This is a genomic window from Streptomyces flaveolus, assembly GCF_044765825.1.
In the GTDB taxonomy this organism is placed as follows: Bacteria; Actinomycetota; Actinomycetes; order Streptomycetales; family Streptomycetaceae; genus Streptomyces; species Streptomyces flaveolus.
The window spans coordinates 185,330-201,843 of sequence record NZ_JBIWKU010000015.1 but is presented as its reverse complement, the minus strand read 5'-3'; the positions used below and the strand labels follow the sequence as shown (position 1 = coordinate 201,843).

The following is a 16,514-nucleotide window of genomic DNA, read 5'->3' as shown; positions in this document are numbered from 1 at the left end:
TCGGGATGGCGACCAGCGCCCGGCTCGTTTGCACCGGCCGGTGAAGTCCGTCGAGACCTTGCGACATGACTCCTCTCTACACCGCGGCCGACCCGTCCGCACAGGCACGGAAGGGCAGACGGCCACCCCACCGGAGGCGTCGCCGGCTCCTTCCTCTCCCTGCCTGAAGTCGCGCCGGACCGCCGGACGAGGACACACCACCACGAGCTCGACCGCTCACCGTGCCGCGGCCCGCCGGCGGCACGCTCGGCGGGTCCCGCTTGCGAGGGTCAGGCCATGTCCGGGCCGCGCAGCAGCATCTGCGCCACGGCGATGCCCGCGACGACGATCGCCGCCCGGAACGGCCACCGGCTCCGGATGTCCGACGGCACGGCCGTGCCCGCGACCGCGACGGCCCCGGCCAGCGCCGCCAGCGCCCCGCTCGACCCGCCCACCGCTCCGGGCGGGCCCACGACGAGTACCCCCACGGCCGTCAGCATCATGAACGGGGCCAGCCGCCGGCAGGTTCCGCGGCCCAGCCGTTGCGGCAGCCCGCGCACACCGGTCCCGAGATCGTCCTCGATGTCCGGAAGGACGTTGACCAGGTGCGCCCCCACCCCCAGCAGCGCCCCGGCCGTCACCACCCACCAGGCGGGCCAGGACGGCGTGGGCAGACCTAGGGTGACGAAGGCCGGCAACGTTCCGAAGGCGACGGCGTAGGGCAGCGGCGAGAGCACCGTGTGCTTGAACACCAGGTTGTAGGCCCAGCCCACGGCCACCATGCCCAGATGCGCCACTCCGGCGGCGGCGCCGCTCAGCAGCGACAGCGGCACGCACAGCCCCAGAGCGGCCCCGGCCGCGACGGCCGCCGCCCCGGGCGGGAGTTCACCGGTGGCCACCGGTTTGTCGCGGCGTCCGCACACCGAGTCGCGCCGGGCGTCGACCGCGTCGTTGCACCAGCCGACCGAGAGCTGGCCGGCCAGCACGGCCGCGGCCACCGCCGCGGACCCCGCCGCTCCGCGGCCGGCCGCCACGGCAAGAGCGGTCACGAACACCGTCACCGCCATCGCCGGCTCCAGGTGGCAGGAGCGCACCAACGCCGGGACTCGGCGTGTCATGGCCAGACGGGCTCCGGGTGCGTGTAGAGACACACAGGGACGTTACGGGAGAACCGGCAAGAGGAAGGCATAACCGACATGCGTGTCACTGCCCTTGTCGACGACGCCCTTTCCCTGCCCACGGTGCCGCCCCGGACGACTGCGCCCGGCACGGCGACCGCGGTCGCGGCGATCCGCACCGCGCTGCCGCCGTACCGGTACGCCCAGGACGACCTCACCGAGGCGATCGGTGACCTGTGCCTGCCCCCCGGGGCGGACCGCGCCCTGCTGCGCCGCCTCCACGCGTCCGCCGGTGTGCGCACACGCCATCTCGCCCTGCCGATCGAGCGGTACGGCGACCTTGGCGACTTCGGGCAGAGCAACGACGCGTGGATGGCCGCCGGACTCGAACTGGGCGAGGAAGCCCTCGTCGGCGCACTGCAGGAGGCCGGGCTCGGACCGGCCGACGTGGATCTGCTGGTGTGCACCTCCATCACCGGCATCGCCGCTCCGTCGCTCGACGCCCGGCTGGCCGGGCGCCTGGGACTGCGGCCCGACGTCAAACGAGTCCCGGTGTTCGGGCTGGGATGCGTGGCGGGCGCGGCCGGACTCGCCCGGCTGCACGACTACCTGCGAGGGCACCCGGCCGACACCGCCGTACTCCTCAGCGTCGAACTGTGCTCGCTGACCCTCCAGCGGCGCGACGACTCCCGCGCCAACCTGGTCGCCGGCGCGCTGTTCGGTGACGGCGCGGCGGCGCTCGTGGCACGGGGCAGTGGCACCGCCGGGCCGGACGGGGCCGGGCCCTTCGTGGTCGCCACCCGCAGCCACCTGTATCCGGACACCGAACAGCTCCTGGGGTGGGACATCGGCCCCACCGGTTTCCGCGTCGTGATCGACGCCGGTGTCCCCGGCATCGTGCGGGACCACTTCGGCCGGCATCTGCGTGCCTTCCTGGCCGACCACGGCCTCACCACGGACGACATCGGAAGCTGGGTGTGCCACCCGGGAGGCCCCAAGGTGCTCTCCACCATGGCCGACACCCTCGGCCTGCCCGGCGACGCCCTGGACACCGCCTGGCACTCGCTCGCGACGGTGGGAAACATGTCCTCCGCCTCGGTCCTGCACATCCTCCAGAAGACCGGGGAATCCCACCGCCCCGAGCCCGGCACGTGGGGGCTGCTCCTGGCGATGGGGCCGGGGTTCTGTTCCGAAGTCGTCCTGCTGCGCTGGTGAGGGGTCTCATGCCCTGGTACACGCTTCTCGTCCTCGCCGTCGCGGCCGAGCGCGTCGCGGAACTCGTCGTCGCCCGACGCAACGCCGCCTGGACCCTCTCCCGCGCCGGTGTGGAGCACGGCCGGGGGCATTACCCGGTCATGGTCGTGCTGCACACGTGTCTGCTCGTCTGCTGCCTCGCCGAACCCCTGGTCGCCCACCGGCCGTTCCTGCCCGTTCTCGGGTGGCCCGTGCTGGCGCTCGTCGTCCTGGCGCAGGCACTGCGCTGGTGGTGCATCACCACTCTGGGGCCGTACTGGAACACACGGGTCATCGTCGTCCCCGGAGCGCGCCTGGTCGGCGCCGGGCCCTACCGGTTCCTGCGCCACCCCAACTACGTCGCGGTCGTCGTGGAGATCGCCGCCCTGCCACTGGTCCACTCGGCGTGGCTGACCGCCACGGCGTTCACCGCGGCCAACGCACTGCTGCTCGTGGTCCGTGTCCGATGCGAGAACACGGCTCTCGCCGCGGCGGCGCCCGCGTGAGCGGCGGACACGACGTGCTGATCGTCGGAGGCGGTCCCGCCGGTCTCGCGACCGCACTGCACGCCGCGCGCGCCGGGCTCGACGCCGTCGTGGCGGAGCCACGTCGGACGCCGGTCGACAAGGCGTGCGGCGAGGGCCTGATGCCCGGCGCCGTCCGGGCCCTCGGCGCGCTCGGCCTGGAGGTCCCCGGCCACCCGGTCACCGGCATCCGCTACATCCAGGGCCCCCGCCAGGTACAGGCCGCGTTCCGGCAGGGCCCCGGCCTCGGCGTGCGCCGCACCAGCCTGCACAGTGTCCTGCACCGGGCCGTCGTGGACGCGGGGGTACCCGTACTGCCCCTGAAGGTGGGGGAGGTGCGACAGGACGCGACGAGCGTGACCGTGCCCGGCACGGGCCTGCGCGCACGGTGGCTGGTCGCCGCGGACGGACTCCACTCACCGTTGCGCCGTTCGCTCGGCCTGGAGGTGAGGACGAGGGCGGCGCCCAGGTACGGTCTGCGCCGCCACTACGCGGTGCCTCCCTGGTCCTCGTACGTCGAGGTGCACTGGGGACCCCACGCGGAGGCGTACGTGACGCCGCTCGGTCCCGCACTCGTCGGCGTCGCCCTGCTCACGGCCCGGCGGGCGCCCTTCGGCACCCAGCTCGAGAGCTTCCCCGAACTGGCGGCCCGCCTCCCCGCGGAGGCGGCCGTCACCCCGGTACGCGGCGCGGGTCCGCTGCGCCGGCGGGCACGCACCCGCACGTACGGACGGGTGCTGCTCGTCGGCGACGCAGCCGGCTACACCGACGCGCTGACCGGTGAGGGTGTCTCGCTCGCCCTCACCGGCGCCGAGGCCCTGGTCGCCAACGTGCGCCGCGGCACCCCCGGCCGCTACGAGACCGACTGGTGCCGCGCGACCCGCCGCCACCGGGTCCTGACCGGCCTGTTGGTGAGGGCCCGTCAGCAACCGGCACTGGCTCCGTGCATCGTGCCCGCAGCCGTACGCCTGCCCCGCCTCTTCGCGGCCGCGGTGAACGCACTGGCGTGACCGGTGCGGGTGACGGCAGGAGGCGTCGGCGCTTCCCCGGGGCGCCATTGACGCGCGTAGCCCGTTGCCGCACGCTGGGCTCGGTTGTTGTCTCCTCAACGGTCGGGAGGCCGGGATGCTCAGACGCGTGTCACGCCTGCTTCTCTCCTTTGTCATGGTCATGACTGGTGTGGCGGCCGGGGTGGGCGCCACCGCCACAACCGCGCACGCCGACTCCTGCTACACCTGGAACCGCACCCTCTCCCAGGGGGCCTCCGGCGGCGACGTGACCCAGCTCCAGATCCGGGTCGCCGGCTGGGTGACCTCCGGCGAGCGGCTCTCCTACGACGGCCAGTACGGCGCGCGGACCGCCGCCGCCGTGCAGAAGTTCCAGGCCGCGTACGGACTGACCGCGGACGGGGTCGCCGGACCCGCGACCTTCAGCAAGATCTACGCCCTCCAGGACGCCGACTGCACGCCCGTCCACTTCAGCTACGCCGAACTCAACAAGTGCAACTCCGACTGGTCCGGCGGCGCCGTCTCCGCGGCCACCGCCAAGTCGAACGCGCTCAGGACCATGTGGAAGCTGGAGGCGATGCGGCACGCCCTCGGCGACGTCCCGATCACCATCTCCAGCGGCTTCCGCTCCCGCGCGTGCAACGACGCGGTCGGCGGCTCCGCCACCAGTCGTCACCTCTACGGTGACGCGGCCGACCTCGTCGGCTCGCCGTCCCTGTGCCGGCTCGCCCAGCAGGCCAGGACGCACGGCTTCTCGGAGATCCTCGGTCCGGGCTACCCCGGCCACAACGACCACACCCACGTGGCCTTCGACCCGTCGCCCTACTGGTCGGCTCCCACCTGCGGAGTCTGAGAAATATCGGCAAACCGCCATCCCCTGGGCGAGGTCGCACGTATGTCCTAGTGAACCGTGCGAGACGAAGGGAAACATCATGTCGCTCTTCAGCCACCTGGCACCCGCCAAGAGGCACTCCCAGGGCAAGAAGCACACGACCACCGCGAAGGGGAGGACTTCCCACCCCCGCAAACACCACCGTCGTACCTCCAGCACCGGCATGCGCAAGTGACGCCGGTGCCCCTCGGCGGCCGGTGGGCATGTTCCTCCGGCCGCCGGGGGCCGACGTCCGACAGGTCGCGGTTCCGTGAAGCTTCGCCGTGCCGTCCGCCACGCAGCCCCGGTCCCGGGGCTGCGACGGTTGTTCTCCGTCGCCGCGCCGGAGGGCGAACAGGTCGTCGCCGCCGCGCCGGCCCTGCCGGTGCGGCAGATCTTCCGGCGGTTCTGGCCGTACACGCACGGCGGACGGAAGTGGCTGCTGCCGCTCGTGGCGTTCTGCGTCGTGGGCCCCGCCATCGACGCGGCCGAGATATGGCTGTTCAAGGTGGTGGTGGACGAGGTGCTCGTCCAGCGCGATCTCAGCCCGTTCCTGCCGATCGCCCTGGCCTACGTCGGACTCGGCCTCGCCTCGGGCGTCCTGTCGTTCGCCGACGACGTGACCTCCACCTGGGTCGGTGAGCGCTTCCTGCTCGCGCTGCGGGCGGACGTCTTCCGGCACATGCAGCGCCTCTCCCTCGGCTTCTTCGAACGGCGCCGGCTCGGCGACGTACTGGCCCGGATCACCGGTGACGTCGACGCGGTCGAGACGTTCCTGCTCTCGGGCGTGGCCGAGGCGCTGTGGTACGTGATGCGGCTGGGCATCTTCCTCGGCATGCTCTTCTACCTGAGCTGGGACCTGACGCTGTTCGCCCTCGTCATCGTGCCGCTGTTCTGGTGGGCGGCCCGGTACTTCTCCCGGCTGGTGAAGGCCGCCTCCCGGGAGCGCCGCCGGCGCAGCGGTTCGGTCAGCGCGGTCGCCGAGGAGGTGCTGGGCAACATCGCGCTGGTGCAGGCGTACAACCGCCAGGCGTGGGAGCAGGACAGGTTCCAGCGCGAGATCGTCGGACGGTACCGCGCCACCATGGCCTCGACCAGGATCCGTGCCGTCTTCGGGCCGCTGGTCGACCTGGTCGAGCTGAGCGGGGCCCTCCTGGTGATGGGCCTGGGCACCTGGCAACTGGCCCGCGGCCGTCTCACCCTGGGGGAGCTGCTGGTCTTCCTGGCCCTGCTGAGCAAGCTCTACAGCCCGATCCGGGGTATGTCCCATCTGACCAGCACCTTCTACGCGGCCTCCGCCGCCGCGGAGCGGATCGTCGAGCTGCTCGACCAGCGCCCGCAGGTGACCGAGGCGCCCTCCCCCGTCCGGCTCGGGCGCGCTCGCGGGCAGGTGGAGTTCGACGGCGTCGGCTTCACCTATCCGGGGACCGGCCGGGCCGCGCTGTGCGACGTGTCGTTGCGGGTGGAGCCCGGGGAGACGCTGGCGCTGGTCGGGCCCAGCGGCGCGGGCAAGTCCACCGTCGCCAAACTCCTGCTGCGCTTCTACGACCCCGAGCGCGGCGCCGTCCGGCTGGACGGCGCGGACCTGGACACCCTGTGGCTCGCCGACGTCCGCGACAACGTGGCCGTGGTGCTGCAGGAGACGCTCGTCCTGCACGGCACCGTGCGCGAGAACATCCTCTACGGCCGTCCGGACGCCAGTGAGCGGGAGGTCGTCGCGGCGGCCCGCGCCGCGGACGCGCACGACTTCGTCACCGCTCTGCCGGAGGGCTACGACACCGTCGTGGGCCAACGCGGCAGGCTGCTGTCCGGTGGTCAGCGCCAGCGCCTGGCGATAGCCCGGGCCATGATCCGCGACGCGCCCGTGCTCATCCTGGACGAGCCGACCACCGGCCTGGACGCCGAGTCGGGCCGTCGGGTCATGGAGCCACTGCGCCGCCTGATGGCGGGACGCACCACCCTCGTCATCTCCCACAACCTCCTCACCGTCCGCGACGCCTCCCGGATCCTGGTGCTGGACCACGGCCGGGTCGTCGAGCAGGGAACCCACCGCGACCTGCTGCTGAGCGGCAAGACCTACGCCCGGCTGCACCGGCTGCACGCCCCCGCGGACCCCGCCGCCACGCCCGTGACCAAGGCCTTCCCATGAGCCGTACGGACCTCCCCTCGCCGCGATCGGCGCCCCGGCACCGGGCCGCCCCGCCGGCCCCGCCCCTGCCGCCGGGGGCGACCCCGGCCGCCGGCTACGAGGTCCTGGCCCACCTGACCAGGACCGGGTGGCTCGACGTGTACGACGCCTGGAGCCACGAACGGGACTGCCGCTGCCTGCTGAAGACGCTGCGTCCGGACCGCCGGCAGGATGCGCACCTGCGCGAACGGCTCCTGCGCGAGGGCCGCTGGCTGCAGGCCTTCAGCCACCCGCATCTCGTCCGCGCGTACGAGACCGTCGAGACGCCCGAGCCCCTCGTCGTCCTGGAGACACTGACCGGCGAGACCGTCACCCACGTCATCGAGCGCCTGCGGCACCGGCTCGCCGCCCCTGACGTGGCCTTCCTGGGCCTGCACCTGTGCTCCGCGCTGCACTACCTGCACGGACGGGACGTGCTGCACCTGGACGTGAAACCCGCGAACGTGATCATCGACTGCCGGCGCGCCAAACTCCTCGATCTCAGCGTCGCCCGCCCGCCGGGGCCCGCGCCCGCCGGCATCGGCACCCGCTGCTACCTCTCCCCCGAACAGGCACGCGGTGGCGACCTGTCCGCCGCCGCGGACGTGTGGGGAGTGGGCATCACCCTGTACGAGGCCGCCACCGGTGACCTCCCGTTCCCCGAGGTCACGTCCACGACGACAGGCGGAGAGCCGGCCGGCGGCGGCTCCCGCGCCCCGTCGGCCTCCGCGAGCCTCGGCGACGCGTACGGCCGGCAGGGCCGGTACCCGCAACTGGAGGACAGGGCCGCACCCGTGGGCTCCCGGCGCCGCCTGCCGCGTGCGCTCGCCGCGGCGATCGACGCGTGCCTGGAGCCGGACCCCGTCGACCGGCCCGGGATCGACTCCCTCGCCGCGGCGTTCGACGCGCTGCTGCCCGCCCGCCGCAAGGACGTGGAACCACCGCCACCCGGGCCGCACCCCGGACAATCCTTCCGCGAAGATGCTACGTATTAGGGATATGCACCCTTTGGGGCTTCCACTGGAGCGGATGCCCGATGACGCTCTGCTGGCGGGGCTGACCACCGGCGACCCCGAGTTCGCGGTGGCGTTCGTCCGCCGGTTCCAGCACAAGGTCTTCGGGGTGGCCATGACGGTCACCGGCGACGCCCAGCTCGCGGAGGACGTGGCCCAGCAGACCTTCGAGCAGGCATGGCGGCACGCCCAGGTCTACGACTCGCGCCGTGGATCGGTCCGTACGTGGCTGACGGCCATCGCCCACAACCTGGCGATCGACGCGGTGCGCTCCCGCAGAGCCGTCCCGGTGGACCCCTCCCGGATGGCACCGCTGATGGAGACGATCACCGAGACCCCCGAACGGCTGGCGGTGGCCGACGAGGAGTCGGCCGAGTTGCGGCGGGCCATCGCACAGCTGCCGCCGGGCCAGGCCCGCGCCATCGTCATGGCCGGTGTCTACGGCCTGACCGCGCAGCAGGTGGCGGACCTGGAGCAGGTCCCCCTCGGCACCGCCAAGACCCGGATCAGGACGGCGCTGGCCAAGCTGCGCGAGGCCATGACGCACAGACAGGACACACGATCATGACCGGCGACGACACCTTCGCGTGCCCGCGGCTGCGGGACATCGCCGCCGAAGCGGCACTGGGCGTACTGCCCGCCGAGGAGCGCGCCGCGGCCCTGGCCCACCTGCAGAGCTGCCCCGCCTGCCTGGAGGACGTCCGGGACCTGGCGCGCACGGCGGACGAACTGCTCCGCCTGATCCCCGGGCGCGAGCCGCCGGCGGGGTTCGAAACCCGAGTGCTCCAGCGCATCGGACTGTCGACGCCCCGGCGCGGTCGCCGGACACTGCGCCGGCGGTTCGCCCTCGGTGTCGCCGGCGCCGCGGCGGCCGCGGCACTGGCCATGGGCGGATGGGCGATCGGCATCACCTCCGCGTCCGCACCGTCCGCCGGCGGCTCCGTCCGGCCCGACCGGCTGCTCAGCGCCGACCTCTCCTCCCACAGCCAGGACGTCGGACGCGTCTTCGCCTACGCGGGCGGGCCGAACTGGGTGTACGTGTCGGTCGACGCGGACGACCTGCCCGCACACGCCCGAGCGGCCCTCGACGGCACCCTCACCTGCCAGATCGAACGGGCGGACGGCTCCACCACCACCATCGGCACTTTCGCCCTGGCAGACGGCTACGCCCAATGGGTCGCCCCCTACCCGGCCGGCTCGCCGCCCGTGACCGAGGTGCGCCTGCTCGCGGCCGACAGCTCGGTCGTGGCCAGCGCCACCCTCCATCCGTCCGACTGAGCCGCACAGAATAGAACTCTCTTTCGAATACGCGGTACGCTGGTCTCATGACCAGGCACCTCCAGGGATCTCTCTTCGACCAGACGGACGAGGTCCGGCTCGGCTCCCTCGACGGGCTGCGCCGCACCCCGCTGGGCTCCGGCGCGTGGATCGACGTGCTCCCCGGCTGGCTGAGCGGGGCCGACGTGCTGTTCGAGCGGCTGGCCGCCGACGTGCCCTGGCGGGCGGAGCGGCGTGCCATGTACGACCAGGTGGTCGACGTGCCCCGGCTGCTCGCGTTCTACGGCGCGGGCGAACCCCTGCCCCACCCGCTGCTGGAGGAGGCCCGGGACGCGCTGTCCGCGCACTACGCCGAGGAGCTGGGCGAGCCGTTCACGACGGCCGGGCTGTGCCAGTACCGCGACGGCCGGGACAGCGTCGCCTGGCACGGCGACCGGATCGGGCGGGGCGCGCGCCAGGACACCCTGGTCGCCATCCTCTCGGTCGGCGCGCCCCGCGACCTGCTGCTGCGCCCGGCGGGCGGCGGCGGCGGCGACACGGTGCGCCGCCCGCTGGGCCACGGCGACCTGATCGTGATGGGCGGCTCCTGCCAGCGCACCTGGGAACACTGCGTCCCCAAGAGCACCCGTGCCGTGGGCCCGCGGATCAGCGTCCAGTTCCGTCCGCGCGGGGTGCGTTGAGCGTCGGGCGCCCGCCCGCCGCGTCTGGTTGGCTGTCCCCCGTCGGGCAGCCACCTGGGAATGCGGGGACACTCATGCGCGCGGACGTGCGGCACGCCGCGGACGGCACCTACCTGGTGCACGGAAGCAACACCAACTGGGTCATCCTCACCGAGGGCGACGCGGTGACCCTGATCGACACCGGCTACCCCGGTGACCGGGGGCTCCTGCTCGACTCCCTCACGGCGATCGGGAGTTCACCCGAGGCGGTGACGGCCGTACTGATCACCCACGCCCACAACGACCACCTGGGCTCGGCCGAGTACCTGCGCGCCGCGCACGGCACCCCCGTCCTCCTCCACGAGGCCGAAGTACCGCACGCCCGGCGGGACTTCCTCCAGCAGGTGTCGGTCGGCGAAGTACTGCGCAACAGCTGGCGGCCGGGCGTACTGCCCTGGATGCTGCACGTGCTCCGCTCCGGCGGCACCCAGCAGCACCCGGTGACCGCCCCCGCCCCCTTCCCCTCGGCCGGCCCGCTCGACCTGCCCGGCCGGCCCGTGCCGGTGCACACCCCCGGGCACACCGACGGGCACTGCGCCTACCACCTGCCGGACGCCGGGGTGGTGATCTCCGGCGACGCCCTGGTCAGCGGACACCCCACCTCACGGATGAAGGGGCCCCAGCTGCTGCCCGACATGTTCCACCATGAGCGGGACCGCACGGTGGCCTCGCTCGACGTCCTCGCCCGACTCGACGGCGACGTGCTGCTCCCCGGGCACGGGCCCGTCCACCGCGGCCCGGTGAAGGACGCCGCGCGACTGGCCCGGGAACGGACGTTCTAGAGTTCGGCCATGGCCTTGCAGATCAGTGCCACCAATCCGGAGCACCCGGCGCTCCTGCTCGAACTGCCGTGGCAGACGCCGCTGGAGGAGTGGCCCGAGGAGTACCTCGTGCCGCTCCCGCGCGGCATCTCCCGCCACGTCGTCCGCTACGCCCGGGCCGGCGACGAGGTGATCGCCGTCAAGGAGCTCGCCGAGCGGCCCGCGCTGCGCGAGTACGGGCTGCTGCGCGACCTGGACCGGCTCGGCATCCCCGCGGTCGACGCGCTGGGCGTGGTCACCGGCCGCACCGACGGCGCCGGTGAACCGCTGGAGCCGGTACTGATCACCCGGCGCCTCGGCGGATCCATGCCCTACCGGTCGATGTTCGAGACGACGCTGCGTCCGGCGACCATGCACCGTCTGATGGACGCCCTCGCCGTGCTGCTGGTCCGGCTGCACCTGGCCGGGTTCGCCTGGGGCGACTGCTCGCTGTCCAACACGCTCTTCCGGCGCGACGCGGGCGCCTACGCCGCCTACCTGGTGGACGCCGAGACCGGCGAGCTGCACCCGCGGCTGAGCGACGGGCAACGCGACTACGACCTCGACCTGGCCCGGGTGAACATCAGCGGCGAGCTGCTCGACCTGGAGGCGTCGGGGGCGCTGCACCCCTCCGTCGACCCGGTGGACTTCGGCAGGGAGATCTGCGCGCGCTACGGCCGCCTGTGGGAGGAGCTGACCCGCACCTCCGTGTACCCGGCGGGCAAGCACCACTACATCGAGCGCCGGATCCGGCGGCTCAACGACCTGGGTTTCGACGTGGCCGAGATGCAGATCGAGCACGCCGCCAACGGCGACACGGTCACCTTCGTGCCCAAGGTCGTCGACGCGGGCCACCACCAGCGCCAGCTGCTGCGCCTGACGGGCCTGGACGCCGAGGAGAACCAGGCCAGGCGGCTGCTCAACGACCTGGAGAGCTGGATGGCCACCCAGGACGACTACGCCCCGGGCGACCCGCTCGGCGCCCGCCCGGAGGTGCTCGCCCACCGCTGGGTGCGGGAGGTGTTCCGGCCGACCGTGCGGGCGGTGCCGGTGGAGCTGCGGGGCGCGATGGACCCGGCCGAGATCTACCACGAGCTGCTGGAGCACCGCTGGTACCTGTCCGAGCGGGCCCAGCACGACATCGGCCTGGACACGGCCGTCCAGGACTACCTCACCACCGTCCTGCCGAAGGCCCGGGAGACACTGCAGCCCACGTCGGACTGAGGCACCCGGGCACGGCTCAGGCGTGCGGGACCACCGCCACCGGGCAGGCGGCGTGGTGCAGTACGCCGTGCGCCACCGAGCCGATCCGGGCGCCGACGGCGGTCCGGCGGGCGCGGCGGCCGACGACCGTGAGCTGGGCGTTCTCGGCCGCCGACAGCAGCACCTGGCCCGCGCTGCCCATCTCCACGTGCTCGATCACCGGGACGTCGGGGAAGCGCTCGCGCCACGGCCCCAGCGCCTCGCCGAGGGCCTTCCTCTCGTACTGCTCCAGGCCACCGGCCTCGTCGGCGAGCCGCATCGAGCCCGGGCTGTAGGTGAACACGGTCGGCAGGGTCCAGGCCCGCACGGCCCGCACGGTGGCGCCGCGCGCGGCCGCCGCCTCGAAGGCGAAGCCGATCACGTCGGCGCTGTCCTCGGGCTCGCCCTGCTGGCCGACGACGATCTCGCGGCCGGCGGCCTCCGCCGCGGCCTCGTCCCCGGCCCGCACGAGGACGACGGGCCGGGGCGCCTCGGCGATCACCTGCTGGCCGACGGAGCCGAGCAGGAAGCCGACGACGGCGCCGTGGCCCCGCGAGCCGAGCACCAGCGTCTGCGCGTCGGCCGCGGCGGCGAGCAGCACGGCGACGGCGTCGTCGGCCTCGGTGACGTCCGTGGACACCGTGAGCTCCGGGTGCCGCTCGGTGACGGTCCGGACCGACCCGTCGACCGAGTCCCGGATCCACCGCTCCTGCGCGTCCCGGTCCCCCACGCCGGCCGTCTCCGGCTCGGCCCGCCAGGCGTGCACGACGTGCAGCGGAGCTTGCCGGCGGACCGCCTCCCTGGCGGCCCAGGCCAGTGCGGCCAGGCTCTCCTCGGATCCGTCCACCCCTGCCGTGATCGGGCGCGTCATGCGGGTCCCCTCCTGTGTCGCGGTCACGTCCATGGGCCCCAGTCTTCACTACACCGGGCGCCGGGCGGGCGCCCCGCCCCTCCGTCCGACCGAGCGGTGCGGGGCGATCGAACATACGATGGGTCGCAGGCCGGTGCGGTGACGGGGACGCCGTGCCGTGAATCCGGCCGTTCGACGTGGGGGACGCATGGCACAGGCGGACGGGGCGACGCGGACCGTCATCATGACCGTGGACGACGATCCGGGAGTCTCCCGTGCCGTCGCCCGTGACCTGCGACGGCGCTACGGCGCCTCGTACCGGATCGTGCGCGCCGAGTCCGGCGAGTCGGCGCTGGAGGCGCTGCGCGAACTCAAGCTGCGCGGTGACCTGGTGGCCGTGATCCTCGCCGACTACCGGATGCCGCAGATGAACGGCATCGAGTTCCTCGAACAGGCCCTCGACGTGTACCCGGGGGCGCGGCGGGTGCTGCTGACCGCGTACGCCGACACCAACGCGGCCATCGACGCGATCAACGTGGTCGACCTGGACCACTACCTGCTCAAGCCGTGGGACCCGCCGGAGGAGAAGCTCTACCCGGTGCTGGACGACCTGCTGCAGGCGTGGCGCACCGGCGACCACCGGCCGGTGCCCAGCACCAAGGTCGTCGGACACCGCTGGTCGGCGCGCTCCTCGGAGGTCCGGGAGTTCCTGGCCCGCAACCAGGTCCCCTACCGCTGGTACTCCTCCGACGAGCCCGAGGGGCGGCGGCTGCTGTCGGCGGCCGGGCAGGACGGACAGCGACTGCCGGTGGTGATCACGCCGGACGGGACGCCGCTGGTGGAGCCGGAGGCGACGGACCTCGCCGCCCGGGTGGGGCTGGCGACGACGCCGGCGGCCGAGTTCTACGACCTGGTGGTCGTCGGCGGCGGCCCGGCCGGGCTCGGGGCGGCCGTGTACGGGGCCTCGGAGGGGCTGCGGACGGTGCTGGTGGAGCGGTCGGCGACCGGTGGGCAGGCCGGGCAGAGCTCCCGGATCGAGAACTACCTGGGCTTCCCCGACGGCGTGTCCGGCGGGCAGCTCACCGAGCGGGCCCGGCGGCAGGCCGCGAAGTTCGGCGCGGAGATCCTCACCGCGCGGGAGGTGACGGGACTGGAGGCCAGCGGGGCGGCGCGGATCGTACGGTTCTCGGACGGTTCGGCGGTCGCCGCGCACAGCGTGATCCTGGCGACCGGCGTCTCCTACCGGCAGCTGCCCGCGCCGGGCACGGACGAGCTGACCGGCTGCGGGGTGTTCTACGGCTCGGCGCTGACCGAGGCCGCGGCCTGCCAGGACCACGACGTGTACATCGTGGGCGGTGCCAACTCGGCCGGGCAGGCGGCGATGTACCTGGCCCGGGGTGCCAAGTCGGTGACGCTGCTGGTGCGCGGCGGCTCCCTGGCTGCGTCGATGTCGCACTACCTGATCCAGCAGATCGAGGAGACGCCCAACATCCACGTGCGCTGCGGCACGGTCGTCGAGAGCGCGCACGGCGACGGACACCTGGAGCGGCTCACGCTGCGGGACGCGGAGAGCGGGGGCACCGAACTCGTCGACGCGCAGTGGCTGTTCGTGTTCATCGGCGCGGCCCCGCTGACCGACTGGCTGGACGGCACCGTGCTGCGGGACGCGCGCGGGTTCATCCTGGCCGGGCCCGACCTGACCCCCGACGGGCGGCCGCCGGCGGACTGGGAGCTGGACCGGCCGCCGTACCACCTGGAGACCAGCGTCCCGGGCGTGTTCGTGGCGGGCGACGCCCGCGCGGAGTCCGCGAAGCGGGTCGCGTCCGCCGTCGGAGAGGGAGCCATGGCCGTGATGCTCGTCCACCGTTACCTGGAGCAGTCGTGAGCGGGCGGCCGATGCCGTGCAGCCCCGGGGAGATCGGTGAGCTGTTCCTCTTCGAGAAGCTGTCGCCCGAGCAGCTCGGCCGGCTGTGCGCCGAGGGCCGGGTGGAGCTGTTCGACCCCGGTCCGGTGTACAGCGAGGGCGAGCCCGCGACCTGTTTCTACGTGATGCTCGACGGCACGGTCGTGCTCTCCCGCCGGGTCGGCGGGGACGACGTGGAGACCAACCGCACCTCGCAGCGCGGGGTGTACGCGGGCGCCATGCAGGCGTACGTCGGCGACCGGGTGCCGCAGGTCTACAACAACTCCCTGCGGGTCACCGAGCCGACGCGGTTCTTCGTGCTGCCGGCGGACACCTTCGCGGCCGTCATGCGGGAGTGGTTCCCGATGGCGGTGCACCTGCTGGAGGGGCTGTTCTTCGGGTCGAAGAGCACCCAGCGGGCCATCGGCCAGCGCGAGCGGCTGCTGGCACTCGGTTCGCTGTCCGCCGGTCTCACCCACGAGCTCAACAACCCGGCGGCGGCGGCCGTACGCGCCACGTCGACGCTGCGGGAGCGGGTGGCGAAGATGCGGCGCAAGCTCGCCGTCATCGCCGAGGGGCCCTTCTCCCGGGACGCGCTGGCCGGTCTCATCGAGATCCAGGAACGCACGGCCGAGCGGGTCGCGAAGGCGCCGTCGCTGAGCCCGCTGGAGGCCGCCGACCGGGAGGACGCCCTCACCGACTGGCTGGAGGACCACGGCATCGAGCAGGGCTGGCAGCTCGCGCCGACCTTCGTGCAGGCCGGGCTGGACACCGAGTGGCTGGACCAGGTCGCGGCGGCCGTGGAGGAGGAGATCCTGCCCGGAGCGGTGGGCTGGCTCAACTACACCGTCGAGACCGAGCTGCTGATGAACGAGATCGCGGACTCCACCGCCCGCATCTCCCATCTCGTCAACGCGGCCAAGCAGTACGCGCAGCTCGACCGGGCGCCCTACCGGAACGTCGACGTCCATGAACTGCTCGACAGCACGCTGCTGATGCTGTCGGGCAAGATCGGCCCCCGGATCGAGGTCGTCAAGGAGTACGACCGCACCGTGCCGGACGTCCCGGCCTACCCGGCGGAGCTGAACCAGGTGTGGACCAATCTGATCGACAACGCGGTCGCCGCCATGAACGACGGCGCGGGCGGCGAGGGCACGCTGACCGTGCGGACCGCGCTGCACCACGACCGGTTGCTGGTGGAGTTCCGCGACACCGGCACCGGGATCGACCCGGAGATCCGGGACCGGATCTTCGACCCGTTCTTCACCACCAAGCCGGTGGGCGAGGGCACCGGGCTCGGCCTGGACATCTCCTGGCGGATCGTGGTCAACAAGCACCACGGCACCCTCCGCGTCGAGTCCGTGCCGGGAGACACCCGTTTCCAGGTCCTCCTTCCGCTCACCGCGGCCGCATCCGAACCGACCGAGGAGCCGGCATGACCAGTGACACCGGAATCGACCCCGCCGTCCCGCCGAGCGGCACCGGCTGCGTCGAGTGCGACGCGAAGGGCGGCTGGTGGTTCCACCTGCGGCGCTGCGCGGCCTGCGGCCACGTCGGCTGCTGCGACAGCTCCCCCGGCCAGCACGCGACCGGCCACTACCGGGCCACCGGGCATCCGGTGGTGCAGAGCTTCGAGCCCGGCGAGGACTGGTTCTGGGACTACGCGACCGACGAGGTACGGGCGTCGGGACCGGAACTCGCCCCGCCCGCCAGTCACCCCGAGGACCAGCCCTCCCCCGGGCCGGCGGGACGGGTACCGGCGGACTGGTCCGCCGCGCTGCACCGCTGACCGCGCCCGGGCCGGCGGCCC

The 16,514-nt window shown here is 73.3% G+C and carries 17 protein-coding genes; 15 read left to right on the top strand and 2 right to left on the bottom strand.

The annotated features are described in order from the left end of the window. Positions 1–269 precede the first annotated feature (269 nt). A complete protein-coding gene (locus ACIRG6_RS34335; RefSeq protein ID WP_364681665.1) occupies positions 270–1,097 on the bottom strand; it encodes a UbiA family prenyltransferase in 828 nt (275 codons plus the stop codon). Positions 1,098–1,175: 78 nt separating this feature from the next. Here ACIRG6_RS34335 and ACIRG6_RS34330 point away from each other — a divergent pair, with 78 nt between their 5' ends. The 12 genes from ACIRG6_RS34330 (at position 1,176) to ACIRG6_RS34275 (ending at position 11,933) form a co-directional block, all read left to right on the top strand. Next, positions 1,176–2,312 carry a type III polyketide synthase gene (locus tag ACIRG6_RS34330; RefSeq protein WP_364681667.1) on the top strand — a complete coding sequence of 379 codons (1,137 nt, stop codon included), beginning with the start codon at positions 1,176–1,178 and terminating at the stop codon, positions 2,310–2,312. A gap of 8 nt (positions 2,313–2,320) precedes the next feature. Continuing rightward, positions 2,321–2,836, top strand: a complete 516-nt coding sequence (locus ACIRG6_RS34325; protein ID WP_365021266.1) for an isoprenylcysteine carboxyl methyltransferase family protein — start codon at positions 2,321–2,323, stop codon at positions 2,834–2,836. Then, positions 2,833–3,864: an NAD(P)/FAD-dependent oxidoreductase gene (locus ACIRG6_RS34320; protein ID WP_365021265.1), complete on the top strand. Its 1,032-nt coding sequence runs from the start codon at positions 2,833–2,835 to the stop codon at positions 3,862–3,864. Before ACIRG6_RS34325 ends, ACIRG6_RS34320 begins: the two co-directional genes overlap by 4 nt. 115 nt (positions 3,865–3,979) lie before the next feature. After that, on the top strand, positions 3,980–4,714 hold the full coding sequence (locus ACIRG6_RS34315) for a D-Ala-D-Ala carboxypeptidase family metallohydrolase (protein ID WP_364681673.1): 735 nt from the start codon (positions 3,980–3,982) through the stop codon (positions 4,712–4,714). Between the two features lie 79 nt (positions 4,715–4,793). Then, positions 4,794–4,928: a hypothetical protein gene (locus ACIRG6_RS34310; protein ID WP_318217177.1), complete on the top strand. Its 135-nt coding sequence runs from the start codon at positions 4,794–4,796 to the stop codon at positions 4,926–4,928. 75 nt (positions 4,929–5,003) lie between these two features. Continuing rightward, positions 5,004–6,881 carry an ABC transporter ATP-binding protein gene (locus ACIRG6_RS34305; RefSeq protein WP_365021264.1) on the top strand — a complete coding sequence of 626 codons (1,878 nt, stop codon included), beginning with the start codon at positions 5,004–5,006 and terminating at the stop codon, positions 6,879–6,881. Further along, complete coding sequence (locus ACIRG6_RS34300) at positions 6,878–7,894, top strand: serine/threonine-protein kinase (RefSeq protein WP_364681678.1); 1,017 nt, start codon at positions 6,878–6,880, stop codon at positions 7,892–7,894. Before ACIRG6_RS34305 ends, ACIRG6_RS34300 begins: the two co-directional genes overlap by 4 nt. Positions 7,895–7,928: 34 nt before the next feature. Further along, a complete protein-coding gene (locus tag ACIRG6_RS34295; protein WP_364681680.1) occupies positions 7,929–8,480 on the top strand; it encodes an RNA polymerase sigma factor in 552 nt (183 codons plus the stop codon). Further along, positions 8,477–9,190, top strand: coding sequence for a hypothetical protein (locus ACIRG6_RS34290; protein WP_364681682.1), 714 nt, complete (start codon positions 8,477–8,479; stop codon positions 9,188–9,190). The genes ACIRG6_RS34295 and ACIRG6_RS34290 overlap by 4 nt, the downstream gene beginning before the upstream one ends. A gap of 47 nt (positions 9,191–9,237) precedes the next feature. Next, entirely contained in the window at positions 9,238–9,870 is a 633-nt protein-coding gene (locus ACIRG6_RS34285; protein WP_403325592.1) for an alpha-ketoglutarate-dependent dioxygenase AlkB, read from the top strand. 74 nt (positions 9,871–9,944) lie between these two features. After that, entirely contained in the window at positions 9,945–10,691 is a 747-nt protein-coding gene (locus ACIRG6_RS34280) for an MBL fold metallo-hydrolase (RefSeq protein ID WP_364681686.1), read from the top strand. A 9-nt stretch (positions 10,692–10,700) separates the two neighbouring features. Further along, entirely contained in the window at positions 10,701–11,933 is a 1,233-nt protein-coding gene (locus ACIRG6_RS34275; RefSeq protein WP_403325589.1) for a DUF4032 domain-containing protein, read from the top strand. 16 nt (positions 11,934–11,949) lie between these two features. Here ACIRG6_RS34275 and ACIRG6_RS34270 read toward each other — a convergent pair whose 3' ends face one another. Further along, a complete protein-coding gene (locus tag ACIRG6_RS34270; RefSeq protein ID WP_365021260.1) occupies positions 11,950–12,822 on the bottom strand; it encodes a universal stress protein in 873 nt (290 codons plus the stop codon). A gap of 187 nt (positions 12,823–13,009) precedes the next feature. On the opposite strand from ACIRG6_RS34270, the gene ACIRG6_RS34265 reads away from it, so the two are divergent. Genes ACIRG6_RS34265 through ACIRG6_RS34255 form a run of 3 tightly spaced genes read left to right on the top strand, consistent with a single transcriptional unit; the run spans position 13,010 to position 16,493 of the window. After that, positions 13,010–14,686, top strand: a complete 1,677-nt coding sequence (locus tag ACIRG6_RS34265) for an FAD-dependent oxidoreductase (protein ID WP_364681692.1) — start codon at positions 13,010–13,012, stop codon at positions 14,684–14,686. After that, positions 14,683–16,143: an ATP-binding protein gene (locus ACIRG6_RS34260; protein ID WP_364823831.1), complete on the top strand. Its 1,461-nt coding sequence runs from the start codon at positions 14,683–14,685 to the stop codon at positions 16,141–16,143. The genes ACIRG6_RS34265 and ACIRG6_RS34260 overlap by 4 nt, the downstream gene beginning before the upstream one ends. Next, positions 16,140–16,493, top strand: a complete 354-nt coding sequence (locus ACIRG6_RS34255; RefSeq protein WP_364681696.1) for a UBP-type zinc finger domain-containing protein — start codon at positions 16,140–16,142, stop codon at positions 16,491–16,493. Before ACIRG6_RS34260 ends, ACIRG6_RS34255 begins: the two co-directional genes overlap by 4 nt. Positions 16,494–16,514: the final 21 nt, after the last annotated feature.